Below are 12927 nucleotides of genomic sequence, written 5' to 3'. Positions count from 1 at the left end.
AAGGACGCTCAAATAGCATCCTTTTTTATAATAGTTAAGAATAAGAGAAACGTTAAACAGTGAGCTTAACGCATCGTCACAAACTCTTCTGAGCCAGTTGGGTGAATGGCAACGGTATTATCAAAGTCAGCTTTAGTCGCGCCCATTTTGATCGCGACGGCAAAGCCTTGAATCATCTCATCAACGCCAAAACCAATGCCATGCATGCCAATGACTTTTTCGTCATCGCCCAAGCATACTAGCTTCATGGTGCATTTTTGACGATGCTGAGTGACCGCGCTATACATATCGGTAAAGCTTGAGGTATAACACTTGATGTTTTCTTTGCCGTAGCGTTCTACCGCGTCGATTTCAGACAGGCCAATCGTACCGATAGCCGGATGGGTAAAAATCACCGTTGGTATCAATGTATAGTCTAAGTGCTCATTGGGTTTATTATTAAACAGACGCTCAGATAAGCGGCGACCAGCGGCAATCGCTACAGGCGTTAGATCTACGCTATTTTCGATAATATCGCCGACTGCATAAATACCATCGACATTGGTGTTTTGGAATTTATCGACTTTGATTTTACCCGTCTCAGTCGTCTCAACCCCTGTCACTTGCAGATTGATACCGTCTGTCGATGGCGCGCGACCAATCGCCCAAATCAAGCAATCGACAGTATCGATACAGTCTTCACCGCCATCGTTGGTGGTCAAATCCAGGCTGTCATCGTCATTTTTATTGACTTCACTGATCACCGTATTGGTGTGTAATTTAATGCCAGCTTGTTCCATTTCTATCAGCAAAGTCTCTACGATAGTATGGTCAAACGTACGTAGTGGCGAGTGTTTGCGCACATACAAATGCACTTCGGCACCCAAACTGTTTAACACGCCTGCGATCTCGACAGCGATATAGCCAGCACCTACAATCGCCACGCGTTTTGGCAAATGATTCAACGCAAAAAATCCGTCAGAATCGATGCCGTATTCTGCGCCTTTGATATCTGGCTGAATAGGATGACCGCCCGTAGCAATCAAAATGTGGTCAGCGGTAATCAGCTCGCCATTTACTTCTACGGTATTGGTATCGACAAATTTGGCAAAGCCCTTGATCACTTCTACGCCGTTTTTTGCCAGGTTATTGTCATAAGCGCGGTGAATGTTTTCGATGTATTGTTGGCGGCTCTGTACCAGTTTTTGAAAGTCAAAACCTTTTAACTCAACATCAAAACCATAATCTGGCGCATATTTATGGATGGCTTCAGCCACTTGCGCGCCATACCACATTACTTTTTTGGGAACACAGCCCAAATTTACACACGTGCCGCCCAATTGATTGGCTTCGATAATTGCGCATTTTTTGCCATAACTGGCTGCACGGTTGAGTGACGCGATGCCGCCGCTACCGCCGCCAATAGAGATATATTCATAATGTTTGGTCATAATACGGTCTCTTTATTAAGTTGTTATTGGTGCTGTTTCTGACTCTACTGTAATGGGTATTATCATCCATCTTACAAGTTTTTTATGGTTAGCGTATGTTGAATCGCTTGACTATAAATGGTGGTTGGTCAAGAAAAGCCCAACATTTAGATATTTAAGATCATCTATACAATAGGACGACGTCTATAAAATAACAGCCCTGGAATAGACAAGCCAAGTACCAATCCCGAGGTCACAAATAACGCTTCAAACAAGTACACCATCATTTGGCTAAATAACTCGTCTGAAAAGCCGAAATAACCAATCTGCACCATACTGACCATCGCCTTATAGGCGGCGATACCGGGCATCATACAGATGACACTGGGCGAGATGAGCGCTTTGGGTGGCAGAGTATATTTCTTAGAAAAATACACACCCAAAAAGCTGGCAAGCATCGCCCCAAAAAAGCTAGCAACCACGATATGGATGTGCTGATAAACTAGTGCTGTCTTTAACCCAAAGCCAAATGCGGTCATCAGTAAACACGGCAAGATATAGCGTTTGGGTACGCTAAACATTAGCGTCCAACCAAGGGTGATGATACAAGACAGTATGACGGTTTTAATAAACCACATTTTAAAACCCCCAATGCTGTATGCGAAGTAAAACCAGCGCCATCACGATACCGACGCACGCGGACAAGGTCAGCATATAGGTAAAGACCGCACGCCCAACGCCAATATTGACATAGCCTTTTAAGATATCGGACAAAGAGTTAATCAATGGAAAGCTAGGCACCAATAGCAATACACTGGAAGCTACAGCGATATCGGCATTATTGCCAATATCAAAGTAGTAGGTCGTCGCGCCAATGAGCGAGGCAATAAAAGCCGTCACAATGACCGTGATAAAAGGGTTAAAGTGGTGCTTGGACAAATAAATACGAGTAAACATCGCCACCATACCCGCGATGAATGTCACCGCCGTAATCGACCAACTACCACCATTCAGATAGGCAAATGCGGCACAAGATGCACCAACAAATATACTGACGAGCCACGTTGGGTAAACGGTCTTATCCAATTCATCAAAGGCAAGGGTAGTGCGGTCAATCAAATCGGTACTATCTACGGTGGCTTCAGTCTTGTTAACGATTTGCTGGATTTGTACCAGTAAGTTGACATTGATGCTCTGATTGATTGTATCTCGAGTAGTGGTAATACAGCGTTCGTCGCAGATAGTCGTTAGGGTGATGGCATTAAAGTTCAATGAACATTCGACGCTGTTCATTCCTAAGGCGATGCCTAAGCGTTTGCATAAGTCCACCACCACGGCAGACTCAGCGCCATACTGCATAAGGAGTAGTCCGCAGCGCACGCATAGTCGAGTAATGTGCTGCTGCTTTACGTAGCTGATAGAGGTCATGGGTGAGATACGCAAGTTGGTTGGTATTGATACGCTATTATAAAGGGTCTGGATGCTGACGCGCAGACATTATCCGATATTATATTTGATGCTACTATAAAGTATAAACTTTTTGGCAAGGAGCATAAAATGCATATCGCTATTTTGACTTTGATGTTTTCATTGCCCGGTTGTGGCTCGCTAAAAGAAAAACGCCACCGTATGGGCGGCTTGCACGCGCGCTTTGGCAATACGCCAAGTATCGCGGTATGTGAAAGCGGGGAGCGTGATCGGCATGACGCGAGCGAATGGACGTTTGTGATCGTTGGACTATCTAAACGTGAGGTCGAGTCGCAATGTAGTCAAATTGAGGAAAAACTAGAACGTACGGTAGATGCACGGGTGATGAATGTTGAAAGAGAGTTTGTTTAGGATGGTTTTTGTAGAAAGCCAATTCTGATTTCCGCTCATATCTTGGTCGCCCACTATAGCGGTGACTAATAGCCAGTAGCATTCCTGTTGTCTTGATATTGCTCCCAGCTAAGTCACCGCAATCTAGTGGTTAATCAAGGATAACCGCTACAATCGGGGCTAAACCGCACCTCTAGGCGACTTTCATAAATTGATAATACTGTGTGGTAAGATGAAATGATGCTTATTAGAAATTAATATTTTTTACATCATCAATTAGCTGAATAACATCATCCGCTGTTTCGGCCACCCACTCTTCGCGACTCTTCTCATTGATAATATCGAAAAAGTTATCGTTAGGGCTTTTAAAGTTAATTGATCGTGGTGGGTAAACTTGCCCACCCAAATTTTGCTTCTTATTTTGATACTTCCAATTTTTAGGTAGTTTCTCAACTGCTGCTTCGAAGTCTTGCATATTGCTTGGACATTCTGATAGACGTCCATCTTTGTCTACTAACGTTATGCTGTAATATAAACGATGGTTTAACTCAATATAACAATAAACTCCTACATTGTGTTTTTCGGTTATTTTATAGCATAGACCATACGCCTTAGCTTTACCTTTCGTACCACCACCTGAAAAATATTGCTTTACTGCTTTTTCTTGGCTATAGGGAGACAACTGATTATCACAAAGAGTAAAATTTAAATTTTTTTTATTGAAATAAGCCAATAAACTATTCCACATCTCATTCTGAATATTCTTTTGAATGGTTTCAAAGTTCTGGCTTAGTTTGTATACTGTCTTAAAGTTATTGTCGTCTGCCAAAAAATCTACATACTCTTGCTTCATTTTCGCATTCCTTGTTTGACCTGTAATTCTAGCAACGGTATTAATGTATTGCTCGATAGTCTGCTCTATATGTGGATAATCTGCTACCTTTTGCTTACATAGCGTCAAAAAGTTAAAGATGTCTTCTTTATAACTAATTACACCATAGTCTTCATTATTAATACTACCCTTGCCATAGTGTGATACGTCATCACCAAAACGATTTAAATATACTATATAGATATTTTTATCGTCATAACCCATTTCTTGGCAAGCTTTATAATATCTTGCCAGTTGGTCTTTTTGATCTGTAGCATAAATCTTATTTTCGATAACAATGACATTTTTTTTGATCTTATTGTCTTTGCCTTCAAAAATAATATCTGCTATTCCATGACTTGAGTTATGGAATCTATATTCAACTTCACAACTGTAAACGACCTTTGAGTCTAGTTTTTCTCGATTCCACTCTTGTGTCGCTATGGCATTATTTAATACCGTTTCAATGAATAGTTGTTGGAAATCTGCTATTTTATGACTAGCATTGGGATTCAGTAGTTCAGCAAGAAAGCGAGAATGTAAACCAACTTCTTCACCTGTCTTACGTAAGATCGTGAATATATTAAAGTCTAGTTTTGACTTATCATGTTTTTGCTGGAATTCCTGCTCCTTTTCTTGTAAAACTAAAATATTCTGTTTGAAACTATTACTAAGCATAGCCATCTTTCCTAGTGGTTTTAAGTTAGTTCCTGAAGTTAAGTCTATCAAACTAACATAGACCTTCATGCTTTCCAAAACATGACAAAGAGTTAACTATTATGAGCAGTACTTCTAAATATATAATGAGTGATATTCCTAATTACAAAGAACCTAAAGGATTTATGCTCGTCATAACAGGTCAAATAACTAAGAAGGTAGCGCAAGATATTGGTAAAGATCGGTTTAATAAAGCCTCCAATAGATATTTAAAACTCGGTATTCATGATTCAGATTTTAAAATAGTTAATTTAGATGATTTAAAGAATATGACTGAAGTCGATAGAGATCAGCAACTTGAAAGTCAGAAAGTCATAGTTTTTTTAGTTGAACATGAGGCTAGCTTTGATAGTTTATGCACCTTTCAAGAAGAAATAGCTACTATATCAGCACTGACTTTTGTAATTTCCCCTTCAACCATAGATGAAATAAGTAGTTTCAAGACTAAATCCGAAAATGCTTTAAGGGATAAGTGGAGCACACTATCATCTATCCCTACTTTTGCTATACCTTTTACCACATCACAAGCAAAAAGCGATTTTGTAAACGATATGAGCATAGAGAGTTATAATTTTTATTACTCCTTTATAGATTCAGTTGTAACTACAGTTTGTAGCGTTTACAGGCAGGACGACTCTATGATTGGCTATGACTTTAATGATTGGAAACATGTATTCAGCGGTAACAGACTACTAAATATACTTCCAACAATTTACGCAAGCGAAGATAACGAAGCTAATTTCAAGAGTAATTATTTAGAAGGGTTAGATAAAGCTGGGATTAATCTGACTGACATCAAAGATATAATCTGTGTAATGAGTGCTAGTAGACCTCCTAGCTTAGAACAAACATGCGAAGTAACCGAGGCTATAGAGGATGACTTCGCTATTTTTTGTACGACAACTATGAAGCTTACTCAAGATTTAGCTATTTTTGAAGACCCAAGCATAATAAGTGTCAATATCTTAGTAAGTAGGCATTGTGAAGATGGACAATTGGCAGTATAGAGTAGATTAAGTACGACAACCAATTTTCAGCCAATAAAAAAGGCCATATAAAGAGTGGCCTTTTATCAATCATGACTAACGGTATTAGCTGACTTCTTTCATACCTTGCTCAAGCATTGGCTTTAAGAATATACCCGTGTAGGATTCTTTGACTTCAGCCACTTCCTCAGGCGTACCCTCAGCGATGATCATACCACCACCTTTACCGCCTTCAGGGCCTAAGTCGATCACCCAGTCTGCCGTTTTGATAACATCCAAGTTATGTTCGATGACCACGATAGTATTACCTTTATCGCGTAGGGCATGCAGGATATTGAGCAGCTTATCGATATCATGGAAATGCAAACCAGTGGTTGGCTCATCCAAGATATAGAGTGTCTGTCCCGTATCACGTTTGGCAAGCTCACGAGCCAGTTTGACACGCTGCGCCTCACCACCTGATAGTGTTGGCGCAGACTGACCCAAGCGAATATAGCTCAGACCAACATCCATCAATGCTTGCAGGCGACGATAGATGGCTGGTATCGCTGAGAAGAACTCAACGGCATCTTCAACAGTCATATCGAGCACATCAGCGATGGTTTTGCCTTTATAGTGAATCTCTAGCGTCTCGCGGTTGTAGCGTTTGCCTTCACAGGTATCACACGGCACATACATATCAGGCAAGAAATGCATCTCAACTTTGATAAGGCCATCGCCTTGGCACATCTCACAGCGTCCGCCTTTTACGTTGAAGCTAAAGCGACCAGGCTTATAACCACGGGCGCGCGCTTCTTGGGTCTGGGCAAACATCTCACGCACCGGGGTAAACACGCCAGTATAAGTCGCTGGGTTTGAGCGCGGCGTACGGCCGATTGGACTTTGATCGATATCGACCATTTTGTCCAAATGCTCAAGACCGCTAATGCTTTCAAACTTGTCAGCAATCAGCGTTGAGGCATTGTTTAACTGAGTCGCTGCCAATGGCATAAGCGTACGGTTAATCAAGGTTGATTTACCCGAACCTGAGACACCCGTCACACAAGTCATGATGCCAACAGGAATGGTCAAATCTACATCATGTAGGTTGTTACCTGATGCGCCTTTTAGCTCGATGGTCATCGGTACTTTTTTGGCTTTGGCTTTACCCTTGACTTCGACATCAATATTTTTGGCTTTATGACGGACAGTTGGAATCTCGATTTTCTTCTTACCAGACATATATTGTCCAGTCAGCGATTCTTTGTTTGCCATGATGTCATCGACCGTACCTTGGGCGATCACGTGACCACCATGTACGCCTGCACCGATACCGATATCGATGACGTGATCCGCTTGGCGAATCGCATCTTCATCATGTTCAACGACCAGCACCGTATTACCCAAATCACGCAGGCGCGTTAGGGTTTTTAGCAGGCGATCGTTGTCACGTTGATGCAGACCGATTGATGGCTCATCAAGTACATACATGACGCCCATCAGACCAGCACCTATTTGGCTAGCCAGACGAATACGCTGTGCTTCACCGCCCGATAGTGTTTCGGCAGAGCGAGCAAGGGTCAAATAATCAAGCCCAACGCTCACAAGGAAGTTTAGACGCTCATTAATCTCTTTAAAGATTTTTTCAGCGACTTCACCTTTATGACCGCCAATCTTTAGTGTTTTATAATAGTCCGCCGCATCACCGATAGACAGCTTAACGATTTCTGCAATAGTCTGATCATCAACACGGACGTTGCGTGAGATTTCATTCAGACGTGCACCATCACAAACGTTACAAGTGGTATCAGCCAGATATTTAGCTAACTCATCACGGACGAGGTTACTTTGCGTCTTAGCATAACGACGCTCTAGGTAGGGAAGCACACCTTCAAACGGTACAGTCTTATTCGTCTTACGACCGCGCTCATCAGTAAAATTAAAGGTCAGCTTTTCTTTACCAGAGCCATGCATGATTAGGTCTTGCTGCTCTTTTGACAGATCTTGCCATGGCGCATCCATATCGATTTTGAAATGCTTACAGACAGTGCTAAGCAAACCAAAATAGTACGCATGACGCTTATCCCAACCATTGATAGCGCCTTGGTTAAGTGATTTCTCATGATGAGTAATCAGTTTTTCAGCGGCGAAATATTGACGTTTACCGAGACCATCACAGCTTGGGCACGCGCCATATGGATTGTTAAAACTGAACATGCGTGGCTCAAGCTCAGGCACTGCACGATCACAGACAGGGCATGAATGCTTGGCTGACATCACTTGGTTTTCGTCACCGCCTTCTTTTGGATTACCATCCATAAAGTGTAGCGTGACCAGCCCTTGGCCTAGACGTAACGCCGTCTCTAAGCTCTCAGCAACACGGTTGCCCAAGTCGTCACGGACTTTAAAGCGATCAACCACCACTTCGATGGTGTGTTTTTTCTTCTTATCCAGAGTCGGTAGCTCATCAGTGTCATAGACATCACCGTCGACGCGCACACGGACAAAACCTTGCCCAATCAGCTGCTCAAGTAAGACGGTATGTTCACCTTTACGCTCACGAATGACCGGTGCCAAGATCATAATCTTAGTGTCGTCTGGCAAAGCCATGACTTGATCGACCATCTCAGTGACCGACTGCGCGACCATTGGCTCACCATGCTCAGGGCAATATGGCGTACCGATGCGTGCATAGAGCAGACGCAGATAGTCATAAATCTCGGTAATCGTACCGACGGTCGAGCGTGGGTTATGGTTGGTTGATTTTTGCTCGATAGCAATCGCAGGGGATAGACCCTCGATGCTATCGACATCAGGTTTCTCCATTTGCGAGAGGAACTGACGAGCGTATGCCGATAAGCTTTCGACATAACGACGTTGCCCTTCGGCATATAGCGTGTCAAATGCCAATGAAGATTTACCAGAGCCAGATAGGCCAGTAATTACCACGAATTTATCTCGTGGAATGTCTAAATCGATGTTTTTTAAATTATGAGTACGTGCGCCGCGTATTGCGATATGGTCATGTGCCATCGGTTACAGGTTTCCTATTTGCTAAAAGGGGATTGGGAAATATCTCAAGTCAAAAGTAAATACAGATCAGTAAAGTGATTGGTTAAAACGTGAATAATTCTAAATTTATGATGTTGTTATCAGTAGTGTTGTTATAAAGGATACATATATGTATAAGGTAAAAGTTATGTCAGCCTAGTTATTAACTTTCCATTATTGTTTGGCTTTGTATTGCTTATCGCTCCTATGACTATTTGTTATAGGACTAAGCAAATCTAAATCAAATCAGTGTTAAGTAACAGGCATCGTTTGTTATGGTTTTGACCAAAATGTCGTTTTATGGAAGCGTTCGTCGTTATATAGATATAGTGAGTTGGCCATTAATTGTGCTGACAACGTTTTACTTTATTGTCATGGTGACAGCATTATTCAAGGTGTGACTGTGCATCTGATGCACTTGGTAACAAAATAATCTCGTAATATGAATGGCTTGGGTTGAGGGCGCATACGTTACTGCACCAGTAAGACAAAAGTCTCGGCAACCAAACGGCGAATGTCTTATACTAGGGGGCTTGATTTATAGGCCAATGCCTTGATAAACCAGTAGTGATAAATCATGGTATGGCACAGTGTTAGTCGTGAAAGATAGCAATGAGCAACCAGCAATGATCAACCAGTGAGGCAAGTATGAATAGCGTAGAGAAACGGGCAATCCTCGGAGTCGGTGGCATCTTTGCCTTACGTATGATTGGCTTGTTTATGATTGTGCCGGTATTTTCTGTCTACGGTGATAATTATGCACACGCGACGCCGTTTTTGATTGGTTTGGCCGTTGGTATTTATGGCTTAGGGCAGGCTATTTTTCAGATACCGATGAGTTTGGCTGCTGATAAATTTCCGCGTAAGCCTATTATCTTTCTAGGATTGATACTGTTCGCCGTCGGCGGCATGATTGCAGCAAATGCGACGGATATTTATGAAGTGATCATTGGTCGAGCGCTGGCGGGTAGTGGTGCGGTCTCTGCTGTGCTGATGGCGTTACTGGCTGATGTGACTCGTGAGGAAATGCGTACCAAAGCGATGGCCACGATGGGTCTGACGATTGCTACCTCTATCATGCTGGCCTTTGCCTTTGGTCCATTATTAGTCGGCTCGCTCGGTATCTCTGGGCTGTTTTGGCTAACTTCAGGATTTGCTATATTGGCGATGCTGCTATTGGTGGTAGTACCGACGCCTATGCGCGTGCTCAAGCACAATCTGGATAATAAGACCATCGGTCAACAGTTAGCCACTGTCCTTAATATTGGCGATCTTAACCGCTTACATATCGGTATCTTTGCGCTACATCTGACGATGACAGCGATATTTGTGATATTGCCGCACCAGCTCAGTGACGTACTTGGCTTGTCAGTACGTCAGCAAGGCATGGTTTATTTGCCACTATTGTTTATTGGTTTCGCCATCGCGATACCGTTTATTATCATCGCCGAAAAGAAACGCAAAATGCGTCAGGTTTTTTTGGGTGCGATTGCATTAATGACCGCCGCTTTAGCCATACTCGCGCTTGGTAGTCAGGTCGGTATTGGTATCATATTTGGTTTGCTGCTGTACTTTATGGGCTTTAACCTGCTTGAGGCGACGATTCCTTCGTGGATATCAAAGCGCGCACCAGTCGCCAATAAAGCGACCGCGATGGGGCTTAATTCCTCTAGTCAGTTCTTTGGTGCATTTATAGGCGGGGCAATGGGTGGTCTGTTATTAGGCCAGCCTAATTTGTTGGCGTGGGGCATACTGGCTATTATTATGGGTGCCGCACTGCTTATCATTATTCCCATTTCTCAGCCACCTTATCTATCGAGCACGACGGTTACTATTCCCAAAGACATCAATATCCAAGACTGGTCACGACAAATGCTGGCAGTAGATGGTGTTGATGAGTTGGTCGTCATGGCAAAAGAGCAAGTCGCTTATTTGAAGTTAGATAAGACACAGTTGACGGATGATTCACGTCAGCAGCTATCGAGTTTGGCGCAAAGTCCGCTAGATATTTAATATGATATATAACAGCTTTAGACTTATGTTTTTATATAGAAATAAAGCCAAATAGCAAAAGTTGCACAGACAGCAGTCTCATAAACCACCAATATCAATCAATAGAAACTAACTATTTATCTCTATTTAAAAGGAATTAATATGAGTAAATTTAAGATGTTGTCTGGTAATGTCATTGAGGGTAAAAAGAAGGCGCATCGCTCAATAGCCAAGTTAACCGTAGGTCTTGGTCTATTGGCCATACTGCTGACCTCTGGTTGCGCTACGCAAAATATTCAGGCGTATCAGAACACCACACCAACGCTCGACATGCATGAGTTTTTTTCGGGTCAAATTGATGGTTGGGGTATGTTCCAAGGTCGAAATGGTGAGGTCAAAAAACGCTTTTATGTCGACATTGATGCAACCCATGAGGGAGATGATGTCATTGTCCTAAACGAGAAGTTCTTGTGGGCAGATGGCACGAAATCGCAGCGTATATGGCGTCTGACTGAGCAGACAGATGGCAGCTGGAAAGGTGTGGCAGGTGATGTCATTGGCGAGGCAACAGGGCAAGTGGTTGGCAATACGTTGCACTGGAATTACTTACTAGAGTTACCTGTCGAGGACAAGACCTATAAAGTAACGTTCGATGATTGGATGTATCTTATCAATGAGGATGTCATGCTCAATCGCTCAGTGATGAAAAAATTTGGCGTAGAGCTTGGTAGCGTGACATTGAGCATGCATCGCAAGCCTTCTGATGCTAATTAGAAATCTCTAAATCACTTAATAATAAGTAAGGTGCTATGCAATATCGATAAAGGTAGACGGTGTTCTTCAACGTCTTAAAATGGCAAAATAGCAGCATATTTATCTATTACCTGTTATTTATTGGACTCTACAATATCGACTAGTATATCAAGATAGAGTATCTAAGCGACATAGACTGACGTGCACCATAGGTAGCCTATAGATATTTCGATAAAAATTGGTTAAAGTAAAATTATATAATTGATAGTGTCAAATGATGCTATCAGATAACGATTAAAACAGTTTATTAAATTATTCATAAGTAAAAGGACAGTATCATGCGCGGAGTCAATAAAGTTATCATCATCGGTAACCTCGGAGCAGATCCTGAGGCACGCCAATTCAGCAATGGCGGTAGCGTGACCAATATCTCGGTTGCGACATCAGAGCAGTGGACAGACAAACAAAGTGGCGAAAAAAGAGAAGCGACAGAGTGGCATCGTATTGCACTTTTTAACCGTCTAGGTGAAATCGCAGCGCAATACCTGCGCAAAGGCAGCAAAGTCTATATCGAAGGTAGTTTGCGTACACGTAAATACCAAGACCAAAGTGGTCAAGACCGTTATATTACTGAGATTCGTGCTGAACAAATGCAGATGCTTGATGGTCAGACTGGCGGTGGTCAGGGACAAGGCAATAGTGGTGGTTTTGGTAATAATCAAGGTGGCTCAAATCAAGGTTATGATAATCAAAATGGCCAGAATAACTATGGTCAGCAAGGTAATAATCAGCCAGCTCAGCAAGGCGGGTACAATAACCAAGCGAATGGTGGTCAAAACAGTTTTAACAATCAAGCGCCTGCTCAGCAAAACCAGTTCAATCAACCAGCACAGAAACCTGCACAATCTAAGCCTACAGCAATGCCAGATGGCCCTGTAGATGATGATATTCCGTTCTAAATCTTATAAGAGTCAAAGTGTAAAGATAACTAAATAGATAAAGAACCTCGCCACCGGCGGGGTTTTTTAATGTTTAATCATAAATACCTAAAAATTCAGTCACTGCTAAAATTCTAATATCAGCTTTTGTCATATTACACGTTAACTGATAAAACATATAAAAACACCTATCTTTAAAAATATATAAGAATAAAACTTCTGTTTATTTTTACCTGTTTTTCATTTGTAGATCATCCATTATCTTTATTCATTTTTTTGCCACAAGTATAGTCAATCCAAGATAAAAGAAGTACAACCCATATCATGAAATAGTTTAGGTAAATTATTCTCCATCCAACCTTGGCGTAGAAACTTAGCTTGCGCCCATTTCTTTTCAATAGGATTTAAGTCAG

10 protein-coding genes are annotated in these 12927 nt (G+C 42.1%); 5 read left to right on the top strand and 5 right to left on the bottom strand.

What is annotated here, in order from left to right:
- Nucleotides 1–65: 65 nt before the first annotated feature.
- The 3 genes from gorA to JMX07_RS12035 form a co-directional block, all read right to left on the bottom strand.
- Nucleotides 66–1430 (bottom strand): glutathione-disulfide reductase, encoded by a 1365-nt coding sequence (gene gorA, locus JMX07_RS12045; protein ID WP_201608171.1) that lies wholly within the window; start codon nt 1428–1430, stop codon nt 66–68.
- 164 nt (nt 1431–1594) lie between these two features.
- Nucleotides 1595–2047: a threonine/serine exporter family protein gene (locus tag JMX07_RS12040; protein ID WP_101205820.1), complete on the bottom strand. Its 453-nt coding sequence runs from the start codon at nt 2045–2047 to the stop codon at nt 1595–1597.
- Nucleotide 2048: 1 nt separating this feature from the next.
- The gene (locus tag JMX07_RS12035) at nt 2049–2837 is read right to left on the bottom strand and encodes a threonine/serine ThrE exporter family protein (RefSeq protein ID WP_201608169.1); all 789 of its coding nucleotides are present in this window, start codon (nt 2835–2837) and stop codon (nt 2049–2051) included.
- Between the two features lie 129 nt (nt 2838–2966).
- Here JMX07_RS12035 and JMX07_RS12030 point away from each other — a divergent pair, with 129 nt between their 5' ends.
- Nucleotides 2967–3248, top strand: a complete 282-nt coding sequence (locus JMX07_RS12030; protein ID WP_201608168.1) for a DUF503 domain-containing protein — start codon at nt 2967–2969, stop codon at nt 3246–3248.
- Between the two features lie 226 nt (nt 3249–3474).
- Here JMX07_RS12030 and JMX07_RS12025 read toward each other — a convergent pair whose 3' ends face one another.
- On the bottom strand, nt 3475–4827 hold the full coding sequence (locus JMX07_RS12025; RefSeq protein WP_157822739.1) for a PD-(D/E)XK nuclease family protein: 1353 nt from the start codon (nt 4825–4827) through the stop codon (nt 3475–3477).
- A 50-nt stretch (nt 4828–4877) separates the two neighbouring features.
- Here JMX07_RS12025 and JMX07_RS12020 point away from each other — a divergent pair, with 50 nt between their 5' ends.
- Complete coding sequence (locus tag JMX07_RS12020) at nt 4878–5822, top strand: hypothetical protein (RefSeq protein WP_201608167.1); 945 nt, start codon at nt 4878–4880, stop codon at nt 5820–5822.
- Nucleotides 5823–5906: 84 nt separating this feature from the next.
- Here the strand turns inward: JMX07_RS12020 and uvrA are convergent, their stop codons facing one another.
- Entirely contained in the window at nt 5907–8813 is a 2907-nt protein-coding gene (gene uvrA, locus JMX07_RS12015; RefSeq protein WP_201608166.1) for an excinuclease ABC subunit UvrA, read from the bottom strand.
- A 666-nt stretch (nt 8814–9479) separates the two neighbouring features.
- Between uvrA and JMX07_RS12010 the strand changes: the two genes are divergently transcribed.
- The 3 genes from JMX07_RS12010 to ssb all read left to right on the top strand — a co-directional run bounded on the left by JMX07_RS12010 (nt 9480) and on the right by ssb (nt 12535).
- Nucleotides 9480–10844, top strand: coding sequence for an MFS transporter (locus JMX07_RS12010; RefSeq protein WP_201608165.1), 1365 nt, complete (start codon nt 9480–9482; stop codon nt 10842–10844).
- 141 nt (nt 10845–10985) lie between these two features.
- The gene (locus JMX07_RS12005; RefSeq protein ID WP_201608164.1) at nt 10986–11597 is read left to right on the top strand and encodes a DUF3833 domain-containing protein; all 612 of its coding nucleotides are present in this window, start codon (nt 10986–10988) and stop codon (nt 11595–11597) included.
- Between the two features lie 317 nt (nt 11598–11914).
- Nucleotides 11915–12535: a single-stranded DNA-binding protein gene (gene ssb / locus JMX07_RS12000; protein WP_201608162.1), complete on the top strand. Its 621-nt coding sequence runs from the start codon at nt 11915–11917 to the stop codon at nt 12533–12535.
- Nucleotides 12536–12927 lie beyond the last annotated feature (392 nt).

Origin of the sequence: Psychrobacter immobilis (genome assembly GCF_904846235.1) — a bacterium.
GTDB lineage: Bacteria > Pseudomonadota > Gammaproteobacteria > Pseudomonadales > Moraxellaceae > Psychrobacter > Psychrobacter immobilis_C.
Note: the sequence above shows the minus strand (reverse complement) of the source record. Positions and strands in the feature narration are given on the sequence as shown.

Excerpts from the sequence above, each read along its gene's own strand:
- JMX07_RS12040 (WP_101205820.1), bottom strand. The coding sequence starts at position 2,047 with ATGTGGTTTATTAAAACCGTCATACTGTCTTGTATCATCACCCTTGGT.
- JMX07_RS12010 (WP_201608165.1), top strand. The coding sequence starts at position 9,480 with ATGAATAGCGTAGAGAAACGGGCAATCCTCGGAGTCGGTGGCATCTTT.
- ssb (WP_201608162.1), top strand. The coding sequence starts at position 11,915 with ATGCGCGGAGTCAATAAAGTTATCATCATCGGTAACCTCGGAGCAGAT.
- JMX07_RS12005 (WP_201608164.1), top strand. The coding sequence starts at position 10,986 with ATGAGTAAATTTAAGATGTTGTCTGGTAATGTCATTGAGGGTAAAAAG.
- gorA (WP_201608171.1), bottom strand. The coding sequence starts at position 1,430 with ATGACCAAACATTATGAATATATCTCTATTGGCGGCGGTAGCGGCGGC.
- JMX07_RS12035 (WP_201608169.1), bottom strand. The coding sequence starts at position 2,837 with ATGACCTCTATCAGCTACGTAAAGCAGCAGCACATTACTCGACTATGC.
- uvrA (WP_201608166.1), bottom strand. The coding sequence starts at position 8,813 with ATGGCACATGACCATATCGCAATACGCGGCGCACGTACTCATAATTTA.
- JMX07_RS12020 (WP_201608167.1), top strand. The coding sequence starts at position 4,878 with ATGAGCAGTACTTCTAAATATATAATGAGTGATATTCCTAATTACAAA.
- JMX07_RS12030 (WP_201608168.1), top strand. The coding sequence starts at position 2,967 with ATGCATATCGCTATTTTGACTTTGATGTTTTCATTGCCCGGTTGTGGC.